Raw genomic sequence first — 21,867 nt, 5'->3', positions numbered from 1 at the left:
GATTCAAATTGTTAAAGAGCGTCACGCTTGTCGCGTTGAGGAGGCGCATATTACGCTTCTCACTTCGAAAGTCAAGCAATTGTTTTCGCTTTTCTTTCGGCGCCGACTTCGCTAGGAAGCTGGCTCATCAGGTTGGCGTGTTCCGCCGTGCTGGTAGGGGCGCATTATAGGGAGCCGCGCCGCGATGACAAGGGGAATTTTGCAAAAATGCGTTCGTTTGCTGAAAAAGCAAGCTGAAGCCTCTAAAACAAGGGCTTCAGCCTGCTTTCACGCCGCTTTTTTGCTCAATTCTTCGCTTTGCGCCTGGATATAGTTGACCCAGCTGGTCGCCCGCTGCTGCCAGTTATCCTGCTGCTGCAGTTCACGGGCCAGCTCCAGCGCCTGTGCATACTGCTCTTTATTGAGATGTGCCTGCACCAGCAGTGCCTTGGCGCGATTACCTTGCTCGCCTTTCACCGACTTGATAGCCGCGAGCTGGGTCATGGCCGCATCCGTTCTGCCTTGTTGCAACAGCAGCTCGGCGGCGCGCATGGCCGCCTTGGGTTGGGCATGCTCGCGGGCGAGCAGCTGCCAGCTGTCAACGGCCTTCGGCCACTCGCGCGCCCCTTCCCACAATTGAGCCAGCAGTTGCTGATTCTCGGCGCTCTGTTTCATCTGTCCCTTCGCCATGGCCGTTTCCAGCAGACGGGCACCGCGATAGGGCAGTCCCTGCCAGGCATAAAGACGGATCAGCTGGTTGCGGGTGGCGGCATCATCCATCAACTTCCTGTCGATGGCAGTTTGCAGCAGCGCCAACGCCTGATCGCCGCGCTTGGCGGAGAGGTTGAGCGACACCGCCTGCTGCCACCACTTGCTCTCTGTCGGCTCGTGGCGGATCAGCTCGGCGGCCTGATCGGCAGCTACACCATAACGTTGCTGGGCGGTGAGGGCCGAGAGGCGGATGATCGCAGCCTGCTTCTGCCAGCTCTTCTTCAACAGCTGTTCACTCTGGCTGGCCGCCTCACCGTACTGCTTGTTGTGGTAATAGAGGCCGGCCAGACGCAGGCGCAAGGCATCGTCAACCTTGATGGCCAATGCGGCCTTGTAGCTGGCGATGGCGCCGGCCCAGTTGGATTGCTGGGCCTGGATGTCACCGCGCAGCCGCAACAGTTGCAGCTGTTGCTGCTCGGGCCACTCTTTATAGGCCAGCGCCTGTTCCACGTAGCGGCTTGCTTGGGCGGTCTGCTGCAGGTTGGCGGCCAGGGACGCCTGCAACTGAGCCAGCCAGGCGCGCTCGGCCTCGGAATTGGGCTTGAGGCCGGATGCCTTGCTCTGGGCCTGTTGCCACTGCCCGGATTGATAGAGCTTCATGACGGGCTCCAGCTGGCGGGAGAAATGAGGGCTCACCTCCATCGCCAGACAGGCTTGGCTGACCAGGGCCAGCACACAGATCCAGATCCGCAACATAGTTATGACTCCAGTTTGAATTTGAGCGTGATGACTTGCACCAGCTTGTCGGTGGCGCCCGGTCTTGGCTGGTAGCGCCACTTGTTGATCGCCTGAATGGCCGCCCGCTCGAACTGACGCTTCGGCTTGGCCTCGACCACTTCCACATCCTGCACTCGGCCGTCGGCATCGACGCTGAAACGCAAGGTCACCGACCCTTCGATGCCGGCCTGCTGGGCCCGATAGGGATAGACCGGCTCGATCCGCTGCAGCGGCATCAACATGTCACCGGCGCCAATCCCGGCCCCCTGTTGCTGACCATGGAAATTGCCGCTCGCGACCGGGCTAGGGCTGGTCGCAACGCCAGGGGCATAGACCTGCACCGCACTGAGGCTGGAGACCAGATCCAGGCTCGGCTGCACCGAGGGCAGCGGGGCCGCCGCAGGCATAGGCAGCGGCGTCGAGGCCAGCGCGGCAGGCGGCTCCGGCAAGGGTTCCGGCTCCTGGGGTACCGGGCGCTCGCGCACCTGTACTTCGGTCACCTCGTTCTGCATGTTGATGACGATGGATTTCTGCTCGGCGCTCGCCTTCTCCCCTCTGGGCGGCTCCACCAGGGTGGCCATGAACAGCAGGATCCCCAGACTGAGGGCAATCCCCAGTCCCAGGCTCATCAGCTTGTATTTCATTTCGGTGCCACCGCCACGGCGATGTTGGCGATACCCGCCGCCTTGGCCTCATCCATCACCCGCACCACCTTGCCGTGGGGCACCCGCTCGTCGGCCTGGATCACCAGGCTGGCATCGGGCTGTTCCGCCAGCAGGCGGGCGATACTGGCCTGCACCCGCTCCACGTCGATCTGCTTGCGGTCGAGGAAGATCTGCCCCTGGGCGCCGATCGCCAGCATGATGCTGGAGGACTTCTGCGCCTTGGCCTGACTGGCCTGGGGCCTGTGCACCTCGAGCCCGGCTTCGCGCACGAAGGAGGTGGTGACAATAAAGAAGATCAGCATGATGAACACGATATCCAGCATGGGGGTCATGTCGATCTGCACTTCGTCACGCTGGCGTTTGGATTGCCGTCTCATTGCATTACCTTCTCTTCTCGCAGGCCGTCCCGGGTTTTGGCCAGCGCACGCTTGGCCTGGCTCTCGAGCCGGCTGAGTAACAACACGCCGGAAAGCGCGACCACCATGCCAGCCATGGTGGGGATGGTGGCGCGGGAGATCCCGCCTGCCATGCTCTCCGGGTTAAAGCGGTTGGCCGCAGCCAACGCATCGAATACGCCTATCATGCCGGTCACGGTACCCAGCAGCCCCAGCATGGGGCAAAGCACCACCAGGGTGCGGATGAAGATCAGATGACGGTTGAGCTCAAGCTCGGCCTCGGCCAGCCAGCGCCCGCGGATCGCCCGCGCGTGCCAGCTGTGGCGCTCGCTACGGGCCTGCCAACGGCCAAGCAGCTGGCGCTGCAGCGGGGCAAACCCCAGGTTGAGGTAGAGCAGCCGCTCGATCATCAGAATCCACATCAGCACCAGCAGGGCCAGAATGACCCAGAGCACCGGGCCGCCGCGGCCCATGAAGCTCTGCAGCTGTTGCCAGATGTCGAGCATCATGCCGCCCGCTCCATCCCGTCACGGTTGCTTTCGGCCCGCTCGGCCAGAATGCCGGCCACCTGCTGCTCCAGCACGTTGGAGAGTTCGGTGAAGCGGGATTGCAGCAGGCTGTGGGCCAGGATCAGCGGAATGGCCGCTACCAGACCCTGTACCGTGGTGACCAGCGCCATGGAGATGCCGCCCGCCATGATCTTGGGATCGCCGGTGCCGAACTGGGTGATGGCCTGGAAGGTGCCGATCATCCCGGTCACGGTGCCGAGCAGACCCAGCATGGGGGCGATGGCCGCGATCACCTTGACCATGCCGATGCCGCGCTCCATGCGAGGGGTCTCCTGCAGAATCGCCTCGTCGAGACGCAGTTCGAGGGTCTCCATGCTCAGCTCGGGGTGCTTGTCGGCCACCGTCAGCACCCGGCCGAGGGCGTTGTCGGCATGATATTCACCGCTCTTGAGCTGGCGACGAACCCGACCCAGTTCGCGGGAGAGGCTCCACAGCCTTACCCCGGCGATCCCCAGGCCGATGGCGGCCAGCAGCACTATGATGGCGCCGACCTGGCCACCCTGCTGGACTTGCTGCCAGAAGGTGGGGGCTTGTGCCAGCATCTCCAGCAGGGTGCCGTGGGAGGGATCCAGCGGCAGCGCTTCCCCCTCCTTACCCTGATAGGCGGCCGCGGCGGAGAGCATACTGCCGGGCAGACCCAGCACAGGGCTCAGGCCTTCGGCGGTGGGTTGCAGGAAGCCTGCGCTCCCCAGCAGAGCAAAGCTGCCGACCCGGGTCAGCGGCTGCTCGCTGGCAGCCCCCTGGGCATCGAGCACCTTGCCGGTGAACTGGGCAACCCGGCCCGATTCGCGGATCTCTTGCAGCAGGGTGGCGGGCAGCAGGGCGAGGGCGGCGCGATCCGGCACCTGCTTCTCCTGCGCCATGGCCTTGAGCGGGGCGAGGCGATCTGGGTACTGGCCCTCGACGGCGGATTCACTCAGCAGCTTGACCGCATCGCTGGCCCCCTGACGGGTCACCGCGAAGATCTCGTTCATGTCGCCGGAGGCCTGCTCCCACTCAGCGTTGAGCTCCACCAGCTGTTTTTCATTGGCCGCGAACTGACTTGCCAGCTGCTTGCTGAGGCTCTGGGCCGCAGCCAGCCTGGCACGGGCACTGTTCAGCTCCTTGGAGACAGACGCCAGATCCTGCTGGGCCTGCTGTTCACGGGCTTGCTCCTGCTGCTGCCAGGCTTCATCGGCAACGGCAGTGGTGGTGCCCAGAGAGAGGGCAATGGCGAGGGGGAACCACTTCATGGTGATGCTCATGACTGGGCCTCCTGACCACGGCTGACGGAGAGGGGGACATTCAACAACTGGGGAACCTTCTTGTCGGCAGCCATCTCCAGCGCCTCGGCGATGGGAGAGAGCCACTGGCTGTCGAGGGCTTGCCATTGCTTGCTCTGCGCAGACCAGCGCCATGCCTGGGAACGATCGGCGGTCATCGCCAGCAGGGAGACCCGACCCACCGCCAGCACATCGACCCGGCGCGGTGCGCCGTCCAGCGCCAGCTCAGTAGAGTAGCTATCCAACCGGCTGCCGTATTCGGCTTCAATCTGGTAGGCCTGCAGTAGCTGGCGGAACTTCTCCGCCTCGCTCACGTCGGCGCGGGCCAGGGTCACTTTCAACAGTTCAACCCGCGCCAGGCGATCTTCCTTGCGCAGCGGCATGTCATTTTGTACCAGCTGCTCCAGATCGGCCTGCATCTGCAGCATCAGCGGGATCAGTCCCTGCCGGGTCTCTTGTACCGCCTCCAGCTGCTGGCTCAGCTTGCCAAGCTCATTTTGCTGATCGGCCACCAGAGACTGCATGTAGCGGTTGTAGGCTTCCAGATCGCGCAGTTGCAGCTGGGCATTTTGCAGCTCCAGCCGGGCAGCAACGGCCGCATCGGCGGCTTTTTCCACGCGCTGCTGGGAGGCTTTCCCGGCGGCGATGCTGTTTTTCAGTGCCGGTGCGACCAGCTCGTCGGCGCCAGCAGCGAAGTGGACTGACAGTGGCAACAAGGCCAAACCCCAAAACTTATTCATGATATAAATCTTAACAATGATAACTATTCTCATTGTCTCAAAGAGTGGGGGCAGTGGCAATCAGATGATTTTGTTGGCCTTCGGCCGAAAAAACAGGATAATTTTTAAGCAAGCACGGGAGTCACTGGCGTTGGTTCTCACCACACCAAATTAATAAATAAAAAATATCTTTTCGATCAATGTGATAGAGATCGAAAAAGGAGAAGTTCATGTTCAACGATGCGATCTGGGAACACATCGATCGGTTCACCAAGGCCAAGAAGACCAGCGACATCCAGCAGCAGCTGGAGCGCTTCAGTCATCAGATGGGCTTTGATTACTTCCGTTTGCTGATTATTTTCCCCATCAGCATGCAGAAATCCCATGTGGCGTTGTTCAACAACTGCCCCACCAGCTGGTTCGATGCCTATTCAGAGCGGCACTACCTGACCCAGGACCCGGTCGTCTTCCTGGGACTGAAGCAGACCCAGCCCATCTTCTGGAACAAGCTCGACTGCGACTCTCCCTGGCTGCCCAGCGCCAGTCGGGAGGTGATGAACCTGGCGGCCGACTTCGGGGTGAGAAACGGTGTCTCCTTCCCGCTGCACACGCCACAGGGGGAACACGGCATCCTCTCGTTCATCAGCAAGGAGAAGTCCAATTCCGATCTGATGTTTGAAAACGTTCCCTTGCTGTCGTTTTGCGCCAGCTACATCTTCAACTCGGCGCTGCAGCTGATAAAGAGCAGGCCGGATCTGATGAAGTACCTGACCGAGCTGTCGGATCGGGAGAAGGAGTGCCTGTTCTGGGCCAGCGAGGGCAAGACCTCCTGGGAGATCGCCACCATCCTCGGCATCAGCGAGCGGACCGTGAACTTCCACCTCAATCAGGTCACCAACAAGACCGACTCGAAGAACCGCAACCAGGCGATCGCCAAGAGCATCTCCAGCGGCATCATAGTGCCCTCGCTGGACGACGTGACCATCACCAACCTGCGGCTGTCATAACGGCCACCGAGCCAGACAAACAAAAAGAGCCGCAATGCGGCTCTTTTTCATTTCCGGCAACGGCTTATTCCACGGTCACGGATTTCGCCAGGTTGCGCGGCTGATCCACGTCGGTGCCCTTGATGAGGGCAACGTGGTAGGAGAGCAGCTGCAGCGGCACGGTATAGACGATCGGCGCTATCATCTCTTCCACGTGATTCAGGCTCATCACCCGCATGGTCTCGTCGCTCTTGAAGCCGGCATCGGCATCGGCGAACACGTAGAGGATACCGCCACGGGCGCGCACCTCTTCCACGTTGGACTTGAGCTTCTCCAGCAGATCGTTGTTCGGCGCCACGACGATGATGGGCATCTCGGCATCGATCAGCGCCAGCGGGCCGTGCTTGAGCTCACCGGCGGCATAGGCCTCGGCGTGGATGTAGGAGATCTCTTTGAGCTTGAGTGCCCCTTCCATGGCGATGGGGTACTGACTGCCACGACCGAGGAACAGGCTGTGGTGCTTGTCGGCAAACTCTTCGGCCAGGGCTTCGATGTCCTTGGCCAGCGCCAGGCTCTCCTTGATGCGCAGCGGCAGGGCTTGCAGCGCCTTGACCAGCTCGGCCTCGGCGGCGGCACTCAGGTTGCCACGGCAGTGACCGACCGAGGCCACCAGCATCAGCAGACCGGCCAGCTGGGTGGTGAACGCCTTGGTGGAGGCCACCCCGATCTCGGCACCAGCCCGGGTCATGAAAGCCAGATCCGATTCGCGCACCAGGGAGGAACCCGGCACGTTGCAGATGGCCAGCGAGCTCATGTAGCCGGACTCCTTGGCCAGTCGCAGGGCGGCCAGGGTGTCGGCGGTCTCGCCGCTCTGGGAGAGGGTCACCAGCAGGCTGTTGGGGCGCACCACCGACTTGCGGTAGCGGAACTCGGAGGCGATCTCCACGTCGCAGGAGACGCCGGCGATCTCTTCAAACCAGTAACGCGCCACCATGCCGGAGTTGTAGGAGGTGCCGCAGGCGACGATCTGGACGTGCTCGACCTTGTCGAAGATGGCGCGGGCGCCGTTGCCGAACGACTCGACTACCACGTGATCCGAACCCAGCCGACCTTCCAGGGTATTGGTGATGGCCTTGGGCTGCTCGTAGATCTCTTTCAGCATGTAGTGACGGTATTCACCCTTGTCACCGGCATCGTGGGAGAGCTCGGACTCCAGCTCTTCGCGTACCACGGCGTCACCGTGGGTATCGAAGATATGCACGTCGCGGCGGGTCACTTCGGCCACGTCACCCTCTTCCAGGAAGATGAAGCGACGGGTCACCGGCAGTAGTGCCATCTGGTCGGAGGCGATGAAGTTCTCGCCGATACCGCGACCGATCACCAACGGGGAGCCGGAGCGGGCCACTACCACGCGACTGTCGTCACGGCTGTCCATCACCACGGTACCGTAGGCGCCGCGCAGTTGCTTCACCGCGACCTGCATGGCCGCCAGCAGGCTGGGGGCAGATTTGAGTTCGTGGTGCACCAGGTGGGCGATCACCTCGGTGTCGGTGTCGGAGCTGAACACATAGCCCAGCGCCTTGAGCTCTTCACGCAACTCTTCGTGGTTTTCGATGATGCCGTTGTGCACCACCACGATATGCTCGGAGACGTGGGGGTGAGCGTTGCGCTCGGACGGCTCGCCATGGGTAGCCCAGCGGGTGTGGGCAATGCCGGTACCACCGTGGACGGACTGCTCTTCCAGCGCCTTGGCCAGCTCGGCCACCTTGCCCAGCCGACGCACCCGCTGCAGCGGCTGGTTGGCGCTGAACACGGCGACACCGGCCGAATCGTAGCCACGGTATTCCAGACGGCGCAGGCCCTCTACCAGGATTTCAGCCACATCACGTTGGGCGACGGCCCCGACGATGCCACACATACACTTCTCCTTGAGACGTAAGACGTTAATTCGGTTGGATAATGGTTTGTTCAGGTCAAACGGCCACGGGGGCGCAAATCAGCTGGATCCCCCTGGCCTGGATCTGTTCTCTGGCCGCACTGGCCAGCCCCTCGTCGGTCACCAGGGTATGGATGCCGGACCAGGGCAGTTCGAGATTGGGGATCTTGCGGCCGATCTTCTCGGACTCCACCATGACAATGACCTCCCGCGACACCTCGGCCATGACCCGGGAGAGGCCCACCAGCTCGTTGAAGGTGGTGGTACCGCGTTCCGGATCGATGCCGTCGGCGCCGATGAACAGCTGATCGAAGTCATAGGAGCGCAGCACCTGCTCCGCCACCTGCCCCTGGAAGGATTCGGAGTGGGGATCCCAGGTACCGCCGGTCATCAGCAGGGTGGGTTCGTTCTCCAGCTCGCGCAGGGCGCCGGCCACGTTGAGGGAGTTGGTCATCACGATGAGACCGCGCTTGTTGCCCAGCATGGGGATCATGGCGCTGGTGGTGCTGCCGCTGTCGATGATGACGCGATTGTGATCACGGATCCGTTCGGCGGCGGCGCGGGCGATGGCCAGCTTTCGTTTCGAAACTTGCTCGGGATTGCTCTCCACCACCATCTCTGAGGGCAGGGGGACGGCACCACCGTAACGGCGCAGCAGTAGGCCACCGGTCTCCAGCACCGCCAGATCTTTGCGGATGGTCACTTCGGAGGTGGCGAAGTGTTTGGCCAGGGCATCGACGCTCACTTCACCCTGCTCCTGCACCAGGCTCACTATGGTGTGACGGCGCTGCTGAGTATTACGTTTGGTCATCTCTAAGTTTCGATTCGAAAGAATGGCGAAATATTAATACCTTTTTTGAAAAAATCAAACGGCAAATAGGATCCGATTTGGTTCGATGCCAGAATGGGGCAGCTGATTTGCGACGAGGATGCCATGCAAAAACGAACCATCTGGCTGGTGGAAGATGAAGCCAGCATCGCCGACACCCTGATTTATGCGCTGCAGACCGACGGTTTCGAGGTGGAGTGGTTTTCCCTCGGCCAGCCGCTGCTGACACGACTGGAACAGACGCGCCCCGACTTTCTGATCCTGGATGTGGGGCTGCCGGACATCAGCGGTTTCGAGTTGTGCAAGCAGGTGCGGGCGCTGTGCGATACCCCGCTGATGTTTCTCACCGCCCGCAGCGAGGAGATAGACCGGCTGATCGGACTGGAAATAGGGGCCGACGACTATGTGGCCAAGCCCTTCTCGCCACGGGAGGTGTGCGCCCGGGTGCGGGTCATCCTGCGCCGCAGCCAGCCGGCCACGCCCCCACCGAGCCAGTTGCTGGCGCTGGACGAGGAGCGGGCCCGCATCAGCTTTCACGGCCAGCCGCTGGCGCTCACCCGTTACGAATACCTGCTGCTCAAGACCCTGATGCAGGCGCCGGGCCGGGTCTACTCCCGCCAGCAGCTGATGGATCTGGTGTGGAGCGGGGCGGAGGAGAGCCTGGATCGCACCGTGGATACTCACATCAAGACCATCCGCGCCAAGCTGCGGGAGCGGGATCCCCACGCCAACCTGATCCTGACCCATCGCGGACTGGGCTACAGCCTGGAGCTGGCATGAACAGAGGGTGGTTTGGCACCGGCCGGAGGACGCCATGAGGATCGGGCTGCAACTGCTGTGCGGGCTGGTGCTGATCTTCGCGCTGGCCGCCTGGTTCGTGCTGGAAATCTTCGTCGAGGAGATCAAACCCGGGGTGCGCAGCGCCACCGAAGATACCCTGGTGGACATGGCCCAGATGCTGGCACCGCTGGCGCTGGATGACCTGCAAGAAGGCAAGATGGCGGATGGCCGGTTGGCCAGCGCCTTCGCCCGCCTCAACCAGAGCCCCATCAACGCCCTGATCGACGGCCACCTCAAACAGCAGGCGGAGTACCGCATCTATGTGGTCGATCGCTGGGGCAAGGTGGTGTACGACTCGGACGGGGTGGATCTGGGCAAGGACTATTCACGCTGGAACGACGTCTATCGCACCCTGCGCGGCGAATACGGCGCCCGCAGCACCCGCAGCGACCCCGACGATCCCGCCAGTTCGGTGATGCACGTCGCCGCGCCGCTGCGGGAGGGGGACGACATCCTCGGCTCACTCACCGTCGCCAAGCCCAACCGTACCCTGCTGCCCATGATCGAGCGCAGCGAACACCAGCTGCTGCAGGGGGCGGCCCTGCTGCTGTTCATCTCGCTGCTGATCGGCGCCCTGCTGGTATGGTGGCTCAACCGCGCCATCGGCAAGCTGGTGCACTACGCCGATGCGGTCAGCCAGGGTCAGCCCGCCAGCCTGCCACGCCTCTACAGCCCGGAACTGGATCGGCTCGGCCGCTCCCTGGAAACCATGCGTCGCCAGCTGGATGGCAAGGCCTACATCGAAGCCTATGTACACAGCCTGACCCACGAACTCAAGAGCCCGCTGGCCGCCATTCGCGGGGCAGGGGAGATCCTGGCCGAGGCACCGCCACCCGAGGTGGCTACCCGTTTTATCGGCAATATCAATCTGGAGACGGCCCGCATGCAGCAGCTGATCGAGCGGATGCTGCAGCTGGCCAAACTGGAGTCGGGGCAGGGGCTGGACAGGCAGGCCGTCGAGCCGGCCAGGCTGGGCAGACAGGTGCTCGATGCCCGCCAGATCCTGGCCCAGCGCCGTCAGGTGACCCTGCACGCCGAATTGGGGGAGGCCCAGAAACAGAAGTGGGACTCGCTGCTGGTGGAGCAGGCGCTCGGCAACCTGCTGGACAACGCCCTCGACTTCTCCCCCATCGGCAGCACCCTGGCGCTGAGCGGGACCATGGAGGAGGGGGGTTACTGCTTCCGGGTGCGGGATCAGGGGCCCGGCATTCCGGACTATGCCCTGCCGCGCATCTTCGAGCGCTTCTATTCGTTGCCCAGACCCGACAAGGGCAAGAGCAGCGGCCTCGGGCTCAGCTTCGCCACCGAGGTGGCGCGCCAGCACGGTGGCCGGTTGACCCTCGCCAACCAGCCTGACGGCGGGGTGCTGGCCGAGCTCTGGTTGCCGGCGGGCTGACACTTCACACTGGCCACATAAAGCGGCGCTATGCTGATGTTTTCCCAGCGAACTCAATGTGCTCAAGGAGACCCCATGTCCCGCCTTCTGTTATCCGGCCTGCTCGGCACAGGCCTGCTGTTCTCGCTGCCCGCCAGCGCCGCCGCCGGCTGCTTTCTCTATGCCGACGGCAACGGCCAGACCCTCTCCAGCAAAGGGGATTGTTCAAGCCAGCTGCCACCCGCGTCCACCTTCAAGATCCCGCTGGCGCTGATGGGCTACGACAGCGGCTTTCTGGTGGACGAAGAACACCCGGCACTGCCCTTCAAACCCGGTTACGACGACTGGCTGCCCGCCTGGCGGGAAACCACCACCCCGCGCCGCTGGGAAACCTACTCGGTGGTCTGGTTCTCCCAGCAGATCACCGAATGGCTGGGGATGGAGCGCTTCCAGCAGTACGTCGACCGCTTTGACTACGGCAACCGGGATCTCTCCGGCAATCCTGGCAAGCACGATGGTCTGACCCAGGCCTGGCTCAGTTCCAGCCTTGCCATCAGCCCACAGGAACAGGCCCGCTTCCTCGGCAAGATGGTGAGCGGCAAGCTGCCGGTGTCGGCGCAGACCCTGCAGTACACCGCCAACATCCTCAAGGTGAGCGAGATCGACGGCTGGCAGATCCACGGCAAGACCGGCATGGGCTACCCGAAGAAGCTGGATGGCAACCTCAACCGGGAGCAGCAGATCGGCTGGTTCGTCGGCTGGGCCAGCAAGCCGGGCAAGCAGCTCATCTTCGTCCATACCGTGGTGCAGAAACCCGGCAAGCAGTTCGCCTCGCTCAAGGCCAAGGAAGAGGTGCTGGCCGCCCTGCCGGCCAAACTGAAAACCCTGTAATACCCAGACCGGCGCCAGGCGCCGGTTTTTTTATCCCCTTCACCCCCGCTTCACACAGCCCCATCTCCGCTTCACCCACGACTGTCACACTCGGTTCCATCAACAAGGAGACGTGTCATGGTCAAACAGATATTCAGCCACAAGATCTTTCTGCTGCTGTTGCTCAGCCTGCTGCTGATGGTGCCGGTGCAATCCATCATGGAGCTGAACCGGGAGCGCCAGGCCTATCGCAGCCAGGCCATCCACAGCATCATGGCCAGCAGCAGCGGCCCGCAGCGACTGCTGGGGCCGGTCGTGGTGCAGCCTTATACCCGCACCGTCACGGTGGAGCAGGATGGCAAGCGCTTCGAGCGCAAGCTGCAGCTCTACCGCTACCTGCTGCCGGAGCAGCTGGATGTGCAGGCCAGCATGGAAGTGACCCCGCGCAAGCTCGGCATCTACCAGGCCCAGGTCTATCACACCCGGCTCTCCCTCTCCGGGCGACTGCCTGCCGAACTGAACGGTAAAACCCTGATCAGCGGCGAGCCGGATCTGACCGTCGATGGCGCCGATCCCGCCCTGGTGGCGGGCAAACCCTATCTGAGCCTGGTGCTGTCCGATGCCCGCGGCATCAACCGGGTGCCTGAGCTGCAACTGGGGGAGCAGCGCATTCCGTTTGCTCCCGGCGCCCTGCTGGGTGACGGGCTGGCTGGCATCCATGCACCGCTTGCCACCCTGCCGGGAGCAGACGGCGCCTTTCACATCGAGCTGGATCTGCAGGGGATGAACCAGCTGGAAGTGGTGCCGATCGGCCAGGACAGCAGGCTCAACCTCGCCAGCAACTGGCCCCACCCCAACTTCATCGGTGACTTTCTGCCGGGCAGCCGCACCCTTACCAACAGCGGTTTCGAGGCCAGCTGGCAGAGCAGCTGGTTTGCCACCGACATGGAGAGCCGTTTCAACCGGATGATGAAAGGTGCCAGCGGCGATCTGCCGGCCTTCAGCGTCAGCCTGGTGCAGCCGGTGGATCACTACCAGCAGAACGAGCGGGCCGCCAAGTATGCGCTGCTGTTCATCGGCCTCACCTTCCTCAGCTTCTTCATGTTCGAGCTGCTCAAGGGGCTGCGGGTGCACCCGATCCAGTACGCGCTGGTGGGCATGGGGCTGGCCATCTTCTATCTGGTGCTGCTGGCCCTGACCGAACATCTCGGCTTTGGCTGGGCCTATCTGATTGCCGCCCTGGCCAGCGTGGCCCTCAACGGCTTCTACCTCAGCCATGTGCTGGGCGGCCCTAAACAGGGGCTCGGCTTCGCGGCCCTGCTCGGGCTGGTCTACGCCGTCCTGTTCGGCTTGCTGCAGGCCGAGGAGATAGCCCTGCTGCTCGGCGCCCTGCTGCTGTTCGCCATCCTGGCGCTGGTCATGGTGCTGACCCGCAAGCTGGACTGGTATCGGGTGATGGGGAATGCCCCGACGCCCCCCGCCAGCGGGCAGGAGAACTGAAAACAAAACCGGCGCCATCATGCGCCGGTTTGCATTTCATTGATCGGGCATCACTTCTTCTTGACCGGGCGAGCCCAGTTTTTGATGTGACGCTGGGGAACCCGGGTGATCACCAGCTCGTTCTCGGCCACGTCCTTGGTGATGGTGGAGCCGGCCCCCAGGGTCGCCCCCTTGCCGATGCGCACCGGCGCCACCAGCTGGGTATCGGAGCCGACGAAGACGTCGTCCTCGATGATTGTCTGGAACTTGTTCACCCCGTCGTAGTTGCAGGTGATGGTGCCAGCCCCGATGTTCACCTTGGCACCCACTTCGGCATCCCCCAGATAGGTCAGATGACCACACTTGGAGCCAACCCCCAGTCGGGCCTTCTTCATCTCGACGAAGTTGCCGACATGGGCATCCTGCTCCAGCACGGCACCCGGGCGCAGCCGGGTAAAGGGACCGACCGAGCACTGATCGGCGATCTGTGCCCCTTCGATGACGGAGTAGGGTTTCACCTCGGTGTGGTCGCCAATCACGCAATCCTTCAGCACGCTGCCGGCCCCGATACGGACGTGGTTGCCCAGCACTACCTTGCCTTCGATGATGACGTTGACGTCGATCACTACCTCTTCCCCGATTTCCAGGGTGCCGCGCAGATCGAAGCGGGCCGGGTCGATCAGGGTGGCGCCAGCTATCATCAGCCGCTCGGCCTGCATCTTCTGGTAACTGCGCTCGAGCTGAGCCAGCTGTACCCGGTTGTTAGCCCCTTCCACTTCCATGGCGTCGTCCGGGTGAACTGCGGCGATGGGGCAGTTGTCGGCATGGGCCATGGCGATCACGTCAGTCAGATAGAACTCGCCCTGGGCATTCTTGTTGTCCAGACGCGACAGCCAGCTGCGCAGCTGGCCACCGTTGGCCACCAGCACGCCGGTGTTCACTTCGCGGATCGCCAGCTGCTCGGCATTGGCATCCTTCTGCTCGACGATGCCGACCACCTGGCCGTTACTGCGCACGATGCGGCCATAACCGGTCGGGTTGTCCAGCACCACAGTCAGCAGAGCCATGCCGTCGGCGGCCTTGGCCGCCAGCAGCCGCTGCAGGGTTTCCGGCTGGATCAGCGGGGTATCGCCGTACAGCACCAGCACGTCGTCTTCGTCCTGCCAGAACGGGATGGCCTGGGCGACGGCGTGGCCGGTACCCAGTTGCTGGGCCTGCAGCACCCAGTTCAGGTCAGATGCCTGGATCCGCTCCTTCAGCAGTTCGGCACCGTGGCCATACACCAGATGCAGCTGCTCGGCACCGACCTTGCGGGCAGTCTCGATCACATGGGAAACCATTGGCTTGTTGGCGACCGGGTGCAGCACCTTGGGCAGGGAGGAGCGCATACGGGTACCTTTACCCGCAGCCAGGATCACGACGTTGAGAGACATAATTCGACCTTTGGAACATGAAGAAATACTCGGCGGAGTCTATCCAACGAGTAAAAAAAAAGCGACCCGCAGGTCGCTTTTTACCTCACCGTTATTAACGGTAATTCTTTTTGACGATATCGATGACCCGCAGTTGAGCCATCGCCTTGGCCAGCTCGGTGGCGGCCTGGGCGTAGTCGATATCACCATGGGAGCTGTGGATCCGCTCTTCCGCCGCGCGTTTGGCTTCCTGGGCTTTCGCCTCATCCAAATCGTCGGCACGAATCGCGGTGTCCGCCAGCACGGTCACGGCTTCGGGTTGTACTTCCAGCATGCCGCCGGAGATGTACAGCACCTCTTCAGTTCCATTCTGCTTCACCAAGCGGACCAGGCCCGGCTTGATGGCAGTCAGCAACGGAGCATGACCGTGGCGGAGACCCAGCTCACCTTCGGAGCCTGATACCTGAGCGGACTGCACGCGACCGGAAAACAGTTTTCCTTCAGCGCTCACCACGTCCAAGTGAAAGGAGATCATCTCTGCCATGGGCCCTCCTATCGAGGCTTACAGTTTCTTGGCTTTCTCGACAACTTCGTCGATGCTGCCAACCATGTAAAACGCCTGCTCCGGCAGATCGTCGTACTCGCCTTTCAGGATGCCCTGGAAACCACGGATGGTCTCTTTCAGCGGCACGTATTTGCCCGGGGAACCGGTAAACACTTCTGCCACGAAGAACGGCTGGGACAGGAAACGCTCGATCTTACGGGCACGGGCTACGGTCAGTTTGTCTTCTTCTGACAGTTCATCCATACCCAGGATGGCGATGATGTCCTTCAGCTCTTTGTAGCGCTGCAGTACGGTCTGAACGCCACGAGCAGTCTCGTAGTGCTCCTTGCCAACCACCAGCGGATCCAGCTGACGGGAGGTGGAGTCCAGCGGGTCAACGGCCGGGTAGATACCCAGTGCCGCGATCTGACGGGACAGTACGACGGTCGCATCCAGGTGGGCGAAGGTGGTCGCCGGAGACGGGTCGGTCAAGTCATCCGCAGGCACGTAAACGGCCTGTACGGAGGTGATGGAACCAGTCTTGGTGGAGGTGATACGTTCCTGCAGAACACCCATCTCCTCGGCCAGGGTCGGCTGGTAGCCTACTGCGGAAGGCATACGGCCCAGCAGTGCGGATACTTCAGTACCGGCCAGGGTGTAACGGTAGATGTTGTCCACGAAGAACAGCACGTCACGACCTTCGTCACGGAACTTCTCGGCCATGGTCAGACCGGTCAGCGCCACGCGCAGACGGTTTCCGGGCGGCTCGTTCATCTGACCGTAAACCAGAGATACTTTGTCCAGTACGTTGGACTCCATCATCTCGTGGTAGAAGTCGTTACCCTCACGGGTACGCTCACCTACACCGGCGAACACGGAGTAACCGCTGTGTTCGATCGCGATGTTACGGATCAGCTCCATCATGTTGACGGTCTTGCCTACACCGGCACCACCGAACAGACCAACCTTACCACCCTTGGCGAACGGGCATACCAGGTCGATAACCTTGATGCCGGTCTCCAGCAGGTCGTTGCTGTTGGACTGATCTTCGTAGCTGGGAGCCGCGCGGTGGATGGACCAACGCTCTTCTTCACCGATCGGACCTTTTTCGTCGATCGGATCGCCCAGTACGTTCATGATCCGACCCAGAGTCGATACACCGACCGGCACCTGGATGGATTTACCGCTATTCACTACTTCCAACCCACGACGCAGACCGTCGGAGGAGCCCATGGTGATGCAACGAACGACGCCGCCACCGATCTGTTGCTGAACTTCCAGCACCAGACCCTGGCCTTGACCTTCGCTGACAACCTTCAGTGCATCGTACACCTGGGGCACGGCATCTTGCGGGAACTCGATGTCCACCACAGCGCCGATGATTTGGACGATGAAACCGTTACTCATGTCAAATCCTCTAAACCTTTGATAACCCTTGCCTTACACCGCAGCAGCACCGGATACGATCTCTGTCAGTTCCTGGGTAATACTGGCCTGACGGGCCTTGTTGTATACCAGTTGCAGATCGTTAATCAGGTTACCGGCGTTGTCAGTCGCGGCTTGCATGGCAACCATTCGGGCTGCCTGTTCACTTGCCAAGTTTTCCACTACCCCCTGGTAGACCTGGGATTCGACGTAGCGAATCAGCAGGGTATCCAGCAGTTGCTTGGGATCCGGCTCATAGAGGTAATCCCAGTGGTGTTTCTTGGCAAGCTTGCTGTCTTCAGTTACGGGCAAAGGCAGCAGTTGATCGACTCGTGGTTGCTGAACCATGGTGTTGACGAACTTGTTGTACACCAGGTACAGCCTGTCAATCTCACCGTTGTCGTAAGCCTTCAGCATGACCTTGACTGAACCAATCAGGTCATTGACGCTCGGGTTATCGCCCAGTCCTGCGACATGAGCTTTCACCTTGGCGCCGTGCCGTTCAAAGAAGTTGGAGGCCTTGTTGCCGATCAGAGCCAGGTCAACCTTGGCTCCTTTCGCGCTCCATTGCTTCATATCATTGAGGGCAGCCTTGAACAGGTTGATGTTCAAACCGCCACACAGGCCACGGTCGGTGGAGACGACGATGTAACCCACTCGCTTGACCTCACGTTCGATGAGGTAGGGGTGCTTGTATTCCAAGTTCCCCTGAGCGATATGGCCGATCACCTTGCGCATGGTTTCAGCGTACGGACGGCTGGCAGACATGCGATCTTGCGCACGGCGCATCTTGCTTGCTGCCACCATTTCCATAGCGCCGGTGATCTTCTGAGTGTTTTTCACACTCCCGATCTTGTTACGTATCTCTTTTGCGCCGGCCATCTCTTACTCTCCATCAGGTGGCAGCTCGCGCTGCCACACACGCTTACCAGGTCTGGGTTGCCTTGAAGTCATCCAGCAACGCAGTCAGCTTGCCAACGATCGCGTCGTTGTAGTCGGCCTTGGCATTGATTTCAGCCATCAGCTCAGCATGCTGGGTATTGGCGTAAGAGAGCAGAGCGGCTTCGAAGTCGACGATCTTGTTCAGCTCGACATCGGAGAGATAGCCTTTTTCCGCGGCGAACAGCACCAGAGACTGGTGAGCCACGCTCAGCGGAGAGTACTGTTTCTGCTTCATCAGCTCGGTCACTTTCTGACCGTGGTCCAGCTGCTTGCGGGTTGCGTCGTCCAGATCGGAGGAGAACTGGGCGAATGCCGCCAGTTCGCGATACTGGGCCAGCGCAGTACGGATACCACCGGACAGCTTCTTGACGATCTTGGTCTGAGCAGCACCGCCCACACGGGATACGGAGATACCCGGGTCAACCGCCGGACGAATACCGGAGTTGAACAGCTGTGAGGTCAGGAAGATCTGACCATCGGTGATGGAGATCACGTTGGTCGGTACGAATGCAGATACGTCACCCGCCTGGGTTTCGATGATCGGCAGCGCGGTCAGAGAACCGGTCTGGCCTTTCACGGCACCATTGGTGAACTTCTCTACGTACTCGGCGTTGACGCGAGCAGCACGCTCCAGCAGACGGGAGTGCAGATAGAAAACGTCACCCGGGTAAGCTTCACGTCCTGGCGGACGGCGCAGCAGCAGGGAGATCTGGCGATAAGCTACGGCCTGCTTGGACAGGTCATCATAGATGATCAGCGCGTCTTCACCGCGGTCACGGAAGTACTCACCCATGGAGCAGCCGGCATACGGAGCCAGGTACTGCAGAGCGGCAGCTTCGGAAGCAGAGGCAACCACCACTATGGTGTTGGCCAGGGCGCCGTGCTCTTCCAGCTTGCGCACCACGTTGGCGATGGTGGAGGCCTTCTGGCCAATCGCAACGTAGACACACTTAATGCCGGAGTCTTTCTGGTTGATGATGGTGTCGATCGCGATGGCGGTCTTACCAACCTGACGGTCACCGATGATCAGCTCACGCTGGCCACGACCGATAGGGATCATGGCATCGATGGCTTTCAGACCGGTCTGGACCGGCTGGTCAACAGACTTACGCTCGATAACGCCCGGTGCAATCACTTCGATCGGCGAGAAGCCGTCGTTGTCGATTGGACCTTTACCGTCGATCGGCTGACCCAGGGTGTTCAACACCCGGCCCAACAGACCACGACCGACCGGCACTTCCAGAATGCGGCCAGTCCCTTTTACTTTCATTCCTTCTGACAGACCGTCATAGGAACCCATGATCACCGCACCGACGGAGTCACGCTCCAGGTTCAATGCCAGAGCGTAGCGGTTGCCCGGCAGCTCGATCATCTCACCTTGCATGGCATCGGCCAGGCCGTGAATACGAATGATACCGTCGCTCACAGAGACGATGGTACCTTCGTTACGCGCTTCGCTCTTGATATCAAACTGCGCAATGCGCTGCTTGATCAGCTCGGCGATTTCAGTGGAATTCAGTTGCATGCTCTAATACCCCAATCAAGATTGCAGCGCGTCAGCCATGCGATCCAGCTTACCGCGGACTGTACCGTCGATAACCAGATCACCGGCCTTGATGAGCACCCCGGCCATCAAGGACGCATCCATGCTGCAATTCAGCTTCACTTTGCGCGCGAGACGTTGTTCCAGAGAAGCCTGAATATTGGCTTTCTGCTGGTCGGTCAGTTCGATCGCCGAAATCACGTCAGCCTGAACTTCTTTATCCAGTTCAGCCTTGAACGCGACGAATTCAGCAACGACCGCCGGCAGCACACCCAAGCGACCATTCTCAGCCATCACCCGGATCAGGTTCTGACCATGCTCGTCGAGTTGCTCACCGCAGATACCGACAAAGATACTTGCCAGTTCTTCAGCAGCCACAGAGCCGTTTACCAGGTTGTGGATGGTCTCGTTCTCCGCTACTTGTGCAGCGAAGCCGAGCATCCCCAGCCACTGGTCAACCGCCTTGTGCTCAACAGCAAACTCGAAAGCAGCCTTGGCGTAGGGGCGAGCGATTGTAGTCAGTTCAGACATAGCCCCGTTCCCGTTACAGTTCTGCTACCAGTTTGTCGACGATGTCGCTGTTGGCAGCCTGGTCGATTTGACGCGCCAGGATCTTCTCTGCACCAGCAATGGCAAGAGCAGCAACCTGCTTACGCAGTTCTTCTTTGGCACGATGACGTTCAGCTTCGATCTCGGCACGGCCCTGAGCCAGGATTTTTTCCCGCTCAGAGTGGGCACCGGCAGCAGCCTCATCAATGATCTGGGCTTTACGTTTGTTAGCCTGTTCAATGATTTCTGCAGCCTGGAGCTTGGCTTCTTTCAGCTGATCGGTGGCGTTGGCCTTGGCCAAATCCAGATCTTTCTTGGCACGCTCCGCGGAAGAGAGACCGTCAGCAATGGCTTTCTGACGGGCTTCGATGGCTGCCATCAGCGGCGGCCATACGTACTTCATGCAAAACACTACGAAGATGAAAAAAGCAATTGCTTGGCCGAGGAGGGTGGCGTTGATATTCACAGCCTATGTCCTCTTAGTTAGTTAATGGGTTATGTCCGGGAGTCGTTGAGACTTAGCCAGCAACCGCAAACATCACGTACAGACCCAGACCAACGGCGATCATCGGGATCGCATCCACCAGACCCATCACGATGAAGAACTGGGTACGCAGAACAGGGATCAGGTCAGGTTGACGAGCAGCGCCTTCCAGGAACTTGCCACCCAGGATACCGATACCGATGGACGCGCCGATAGCCGCCAGACCCATCATCATTGCAGCAGCGATGTACAGCAGGTCCATGTTCAAGTTTTCCATGAGGATCTCCATTTATTTAGATGTAATTGATTGTATAAAAAGGATTATTTGAGTTGCATCAACCATGGTCTTCTTGTGCCATCGACAGATAGACGATGGTCAGCACCATGAAGATAAACGCCTGCAAAGTGATGATCAGGATGTGGAAAATTGCCCAAGGCACGGACAGGATCCACTGTGACCACCAGGGTAGCAAACCCGCAATCAGGATAAAGATCAGTTCGCCAGCATACATGTTGCCGAACAGTCGAAGACCCAGAGAAACAGGTTTGGAAATCAGCGTAACAGTTTCCAGGATGAGGTTAACCGGGATGGCCGCCGGGTGGTTGAAAGGCTGAAGCGTCAGCTCCTTCACGAACCCGCCGATACCCTTGACCTTGATGCTGTAGTACAGGATCAAGAAGAACACGCCCAAAGCCATGGACATGGTGATGTTAACGTCAGCAGAGGGAACCACACGCAGATAGGGAACACCCATCAACTGTGCAGCGTGGGGGATAAAGTCAACGGGGATCAGATCCATCAGGTTCATCAGGAAGATCCACACGAACACTGTCAGGCCCAAAGGTGCGATGACCTTGTTACGACCGTGAAAGATGTCCTTGACGTTACCACTCACAAACTCGACCAGCATCTCCACAAAGCACTGCAGTTTGCCGGGCACACCGCTGGTAGCCTTGACGGCGACACGGCGGAACGACCAGATAAACAGAGCGCCTAGCAAGACGGAAAATATCATGGAATCGATATTCACCGTCCAGAACCCAGACCCGACTTGCAGATGGGTCAGATGGTGGGAGATATATCCCTGAGGAGTCAGGACTTCTCCGGTTGCAGACATGAGTTTTCCTAATAGTGGTTGTTAAGCGTGAATGAGACTATCCACTGTACAACGAGGGCGAGGATATAAGTGGCGAAGAACGAGACGGTATCGACCTCGATCCCGGCGCCAAACATCAGGGCGAAAAGTCCTGTTGTAGTAATGAGCTTAATCCCTGCCCCACCATAAAAGTCCCGCAGAACCAGGCCCACACTCTCCTTCGTCACCTTGCGGCGCAGAACCCAGAGCGTGAACAGGGCTTGAGGAACCCAGTACATGCCCCCCCCGAAGAGGGAGGAGCGTCCGGCAAACGCACCGGTCTGGTAAAACCAGACGGTACTGATCGCCAGGATCAGGACGAGCTGACAAACGAGCATAGCCAAGGCCAGCGTTAAACCTTCCAAGGCTATTTTCTGCTTCACCAACCTACCCCTGAACATTACAGAACTGTAAAAAATCGGGATCCGAAGACCCCGCGT

Annotated in this window: 23 protein-coding genes; 5 read left to right on the top strand and 18 right to left on the bottom strand. The window is 60.5% G+C overall.

The window, feature by feature from the left end; translation table 11 throughout:
* Positions 1-267: 267 nt before the first annotated feature.
* The 6 genes from PG900_RS22445 to PG900_RS22420 are packed head-to-tail and all read right to left on the bottom strand — an operon-like array spanning position 268 to position 5,098.
* Positions 268-1,446, bottom strand: coding sequence for a tetratricopeptide repeat protein (locus PG900_RS22445; RefSeq protein ID WP_270801692.1), 1,179 nt, complete (start codon positions 1,444-1,446; stop codon positions 268-270).
* A 2-nt stretch (positions 1,447-1,448) separates the two neighbouring features.
* Positions 1,449-2,111 carry an energy transducer TonB gene (locus tag PG900_RS22440; protein WP_101150412.1) on the bottom strand — a complete coding sequence of 221 codons (663 nt, stop codon included), beginning with the start codon at positions 2,109-2,111 and terminating at the stop codon, positions 1,449-1,451.
* Positions 2,108-2,509 carry an ExbD/TolR family protein gene (locus tag PG900_RS22435; protein WP_005321875.1) on the bottom strand — a complete coding sequence of 134 codons (402 nt, stop codon included), beginning with the start codon at positions 2,507-2,509 and terminating at the stop codon, positions 2,108-2,110. Before PG900_RS22435 ends, PG900_RS22440 begins: the two co-directional genes overlap by 4 nt.
* Positions 2,506-3,036 carry a MotA/TolQ/ExbB proton channel family protein gene (locus PG900_RS22430; RefSeq protein ID WP_005307253.1) on the bottom strand — a complete coding sequence of 177 codons (531 nt, stop codon included), beginning with the start codon at positions 3,034-3,036 and terminating at the stop codon, positions 2,506-2,508. The genes PG900_RS22435 and PG900_RS22430 overlap by 4 nt, the downstream gene beginning before the upstream one ends.
* A complete protein-coding gene (locus PG900_RS22425) occupies positions 3,033-4,340 on the bottom strand; it encodes a MotA/TolQ/ExbB proton channel family protein (protein WP_270801701.1) in 1,308 nt (435 codons plus the stop codon). Before PG900_RS22425 ends, PG900_RS22430 begins: the two co-directional genes overlap by 4 nt.
* Complete coding sequence (locus PG900_RS22420) at positions 4,337-5,098, bottom strand: DUF3450 domain-containing protein (RefSeq protein ID WP_270801705.1); 762 nt, start codon at positions 5,096-5,098, stop codon at positions 4,337-4,339. The genes PG900_RS22425 and PG900_RS22420 overlap by 4 nt, the downstream gene beginning before the upstream one ends.
* Before the next feature lie 209 nt (positions 5,099-5,307).
* On the opposite strand from PG900_RS22420, the gene PG900_RS22415 reads away from it, so the two are divergent.
* Positions 5,308-6,084 carry a helix-turn-helix transcriptional regulator gene (locus PG900_RS22415; RefSeq protein WP_016352388.1) on the top strand — a complete coding sequence of 259 codons (777 nt, stop codon included), beginning with the start codon at positions 5,308-5,310 and terminating at the stop codon, positions 6,082-6,084.
* Positions 6,085-6,148: 64 nt separating this feature from the next.
* Here PG900_RS22415 and glmS read toward each other — a convergent pair whose 3' ends face one another.
* On the bottom strand, positions 6,149-7,981 hold the full coding sequence (gene glmS, locus PG900_RS22410) for a glutamine--fructose-6-phosphate transaminase (isomerizing) (protein WP_043126249.1): 1,833 nt from the start codon (positions 7,979-7,981) through the stop codon (positions 6,149-6,151).
* A 55-nt stretch (positions 7,982-8,036) separates the two neighbouring features.
* Entirely contained in the window at positions 8,037-8,810 is a 774-nt protein-coding gene (locus PG900_RS22405) for a DeoR/GlpR family DNA-binding transcription regulator (RefSeq protein ID WP_017410463.1), read from the bottom strand.
* 123 nt (positions 8,811-8,933) lie between these two features.
* Between PG900_RS22405 and blrA the strand changes: the two genes are divergently transcribed.
* The 4 genes from blrA (at position 8,934) to creD (ending at position 13,413) form a co-directional block, all read left to right on the top strand.
* On the top strand, positions 8,934-9,608 hold the full coding sequence (gene blrA, locus PG900_RS22400) for a beta-lactam response regulator transcription factor BlrA (RefSeq protein ID WP_103828291.1): 675 nt from the start codon (positions 8,934-8,936) through the stop codon (positions 9,606-9,608).
* A gap of 34 nt (positions 9,609-9,642) precedes the next feature.
* On the top strand, positions 9,643-11,064 hold the full coding sequence (gene blrB, locus PG900_RS22395) for a beta-lactam sensor histidine kinase BlrB (protein WP_270832330.1): 1,422 nt from the start codon (positions 9,643-9,645) through the stop codon (positions 11,062-11,064).
* Between the two features lie 75 nt (positions 11,065-11,139).
* Complete coding sequence (gene blaOXA, locus PG900_RS22390; RefSeq protein ID WP_270832329.1) at positions 11,140-11,934, top strand: OXA-12 family class D beta-lactamase; 795 nt, start codon at positions 11,140-11,142, stop codon at positions 11,932-11,934.
* A gap of 117 nt (positions 11,935-12,051) precedes the next feature.
* Complete coding sequence (gene creD / locus PG900_RS22385) at positions 12,052-13,413, top strand: cell envelope integrity protein CreD (protein WP_270801722.1); 1,362 nt, start codon at positions 12,052-12,054, stop codon at positions 13,411-13,413.
* A 50-nt stretch (positions 13,414-13,463) separates the two neighbouring features.
* Here the strand turns inward: creD and glmU are convergent, their stop codons facing one another.
* The 10 genes from glmU to PG900_RS22335 all read right to left on the bottom strand — a co-directional run bounded on the left by glmU (position 13,464) and on the right by PG900_RS22335 (position 21,828).
* Positions 13,464-14,825, bottom strand: a complete 1,362-nt coding sequence (glmU, locus tag PG900_RS22380) for a bifunctional UDP-N-acetylglucosamine diphosphorylase/glucosamine-1-phosphate N-acetyltransferase GlmU (protein ID WP_045525936.1) — start codon at positions 14,823-14,825, stop codon at positions 13,464-13,466.
* A 94-nt stretch (positions 14,826-14,919) separates the two neighbouring features.
* Positions 14,920-15,348 carry a F0F1 ATP synthase subunit epsilon gene (locus PG900_RS22375; protein ID WP_005307217.1) on the bottom strand — a complete coding sequence of 143 codons (429 nt, stop codon included), beginning with the start codon at positions 15,346-15,348 and terminating at the stop codon, positions 14,920-14,922.
* Positions 15,349-15,366: 18 nt separating this feature from the next.
* The gene (atpD, locus tag PG900_RS22370; RefSeq protein WP_005307215.1) at positions 15,367-16,755 is read right to left on the bottom strand and encodes a F0F1 ATP synthase subunit beta; all 1,389 of its coding nucleotides are present in this window, start codon (positions 16,753-16,755) and stop codon (positions 15,367-15,369) included.
* A gap of 33 nt (positions 16,756-16,788) precedes the next feature.
* On the bottom strand, positions 16,789-17,655 hold the full coding sequence (atpG, locus tag PG900_RS22365) for a F0F1 ATP synthase subunit gamma (RefSeq protein ID WP_011707909.1): 867 nt from the start codon (positions 17,653-17,655) through the stop codon (positions 16,789-16,791).
* Between the two features lie 43 nt (positions 17,656-17,698).
* Positions 17,699-19,240 carry a F0F1 ATP synthase subunit alpha gene (gene atpA, locus PG900_RS22360; RefSeq protein ID WP_011707910.1) on the bottom strand — a complete coding sequence of 514 codons (1,542 nt, stop codon included), beginning with the start codon at positions 19,238-19,240 and terminating at the stop codon, positions 17,699-17,701.
* 15 nt (positions 19,241-19,255) lie between these two features.
* A complete protein-coding gene (gene atpH, locus PG900_RS22355; RefSeq protein WP_011707911.1) occupies positions 19,256-19,789 on the bottom strand; it encodes a F0F1 ATP synthase subunit delta in 534 nt (177 codons plus the stop codon).
* A gap of 13 nt (positions 19,790-19,802) precedes the next feature.
* Complete coding sequence (atpF, locus tag PG900_RS22350) at positions 19,803-20,273, bottom strand: F0F1 ATP synthase subunit B (RefSeq protein WP_011707912.1); 471 nt, start codon at positions 20,271-20,273, stop codon at positions 19,803-19,805.
* A gap of 52 nt (positions 20,274-20,325) precedes the next feature.
* Positions 20,326-20,568, bottom strand: a complete 243-nt coding sequence (atpE, locus tag PG900_RS22345; RefSeq protein WP_005307205.1) for a F0F1 ATP synthase subunit C — start codon at positions 20,566-20,568, stop codon at positions 20,326-20,328.
* Positions 20,569-20,626: 58 nt separating this feature from the next.
* Entirely contained in the window at positions 20,627-21,409 is a 783-nt protein-coding gene (atpB, locus tag PG900_RS22340; protein WP_011707913.1) for a F0F1 ATP synthase subunit A, read from the bottom strand.
* Between the two features lie 8 nt (positions 21,410-21,417).
* On the bottom strand, positions 21,418-21,828 hold the full coding sequence (locus PG900_RS22335; protein ID WP_017410469.1) for an ATP synthase subunit I: 411 nt from the start codon (positions 21,826-21,828) through the stop codon (positions 21,418-21,420).
* Between the last annotated feature and the right edge of the window lie 39 nt (positions 21,829-21,867).

The organism is Aeromonas sp. QDB03 (assembly GCF_027707985.1).
Classification (GTDB): Bacteria; Pseudomonadota; Gammaproteobacteria; order Enterobacterales; family Aeromonadaceae; genus Aeromonas; species Aeromonas hydrophila.
The sequence above is the reverse complement of the archived record's forward strand: the minus strand, read 5'-3'. Positions and strand labels throughout refer to the sequence as shown.

What these genes read in the sequence shown, in the direction of transcription:
- PG900_RS22445 (WP_270801692.1), bottom strand. Translation starts at nt 1,446, where the DNA reads ATGTTGCGGATCTGGATCTGTGTGCTGGCCCTGGTCAGCCAAGCCTGT.
- PG900_RS22440 (WP_101150412.1), bottom strand. Translation starts at nt 2,111, where the DNA reads ATGAAATACAAGCTGATGAGCCTGGGACTGGGGATTGCCCTCAGTCTG.
- PG900_RS22435 (WP_005321875.1), bottom strand. Translation starts at nt 2,509, where the DNA reads ATGAGACGGCAATCCAAACGCCAGCGTGACGAAGTGCAGATCGACATG.
- PG900_RS22430 (WP_005307253.1), bottom strand. Translation starts at nt 3,036, where the DNA reads ATGATGCTCGACATCTGGCAACAGCTGCAGAGCTTCATGGGCCGCGGC.
- PG900_RS22425 (WP_270801701.1), bottom strand. Translation starts at nt 4,340, where the DNA reads ATGAGCATCACCATGAAGTGGTTCCCCCTCGCCATTGCCCTCTCTCTG.
- PG900_RS22420 (WP_270801705.1), bottom strand. Translation starts at nt 5,098, where the DNA reads ATGAATAAGTTTTGGGGTTTGGCCTTGTTGCCACTGTCAGTCCACTTC.
- PG900_RS22415 (WP_016352388.1), top strand. Translation starts at nt 5,308, where the DNA reads ATGTTCAACGATGCGATCTGGGAACACATCGATCGGTTCACCAAGGCC.
- glmS (WP_043126249.1), bottom strand. Translation starts at nt 7,981, where the DNA reads ATGTGTGGCATCGTCGGGGCCGTCGCCCAACGTGATGTGGCTGAAATC.
- PG900_RS22405 (WP_017410463.1), bottom strand. Translation starts at nt 8,810, where the DNA reads ATGACCAAACGTAATACTCAGCAGCGCCGTCACACCATAGTGAGCCTG.
- blrA (WP_103828291.1), top strand. Translation starts at nt 8,934, where the DNA reads ATGCAAAAACGAACCATCTGGCTGGTGGAAGATGAAGCCAGCATCGCC.
- blrB (WP_270832330.1), top strand. Translation starts at nt 9,643, where the DNA reads ATGAGGATCGGGCTGCAACTGCTGTGCGGGCTGGTGCTGATCTTCGCG.
- blaOXA (WP_270832329.1), top strand. Translation starts at nt 11,140, where the DNA reads ATGTCCCGCCTTCTGTTATCCGGCCTGCTCGGCACAGGCCTGCTGTTC.
- creD (WP_270801722.1), top strand. Translation starts at nt 12,052, where the DNA reads ATGGTCAAACAGATATTCAGCCACAAGATCTTTCTGCTGCTGTTGCTC.
- glmU (WP_045525936.1), bottom strand. Translation starts at nt 14,825, where the DNA reads ATGTCTCTCAACGTCGTGATCCTGGCTGCGGGTAAAGGTACCCGTATG.
- PG900_RS22375 (WP_005307217.1), bottom strand. Translation starts at nt 15,348, where the DNA reads ATGGCAGAGATGATCTCCTTTCACTTGGACGTGGTGAGCGCTGAAGGA.
- atpD (WP_005307215.1), bottom strand. Translation starts at nt 16,755, where the DNA reads ATGAGTAACGGTTTCATCGTCCAAATCATCGGCGCTGTGGTGGACATC.
- atpG (WP_011707909.1), bottom strand. Translation starts at nt 17,655, where the DNA reads ATGGCCGGCGCAAAAGAGATACGTAACAAGATCGGGAGTGTGAAAAAC.
- atpA (WP_011707910.1), bottom strand. Translation starts at nt 19,240, where the DNA reads ATGCAACTGAATTCCACTGAAATCGCCGAGCTGATCAAGCAGCGCATT.
- atpH (WP_011707911.1), bottom strand. Translation starts at nt 19,789, where the DNA reads ATGTCTGAACTGACTACAATCGCTCGCCCCTACGCCAAGGCTGCTTTC.
- atpE (WP_005307205.1), bottom strand. Translation starts at nt 20,568, where the DNA reads ATGGAAAACTTGAACATGGACCTGCTGTACATCGCTGCTGCAATGATG.
- atpB (WP_011707913.1), bottom strand. Translation starts at nt 21,409, where the DNA reads ATGTCTGCAACCGGAGAAGTCCTGACTCCTCAGGGATATATCTCCCAC.
- PG900_RS22335 (WP_017410469.1), bottom strand. Translation starts at nt 21,828, where the DNA reads ATGTTCAGGGGTAGGTTGGTGAAGCAGAAAATAGCCTTGGAAGGTTTA.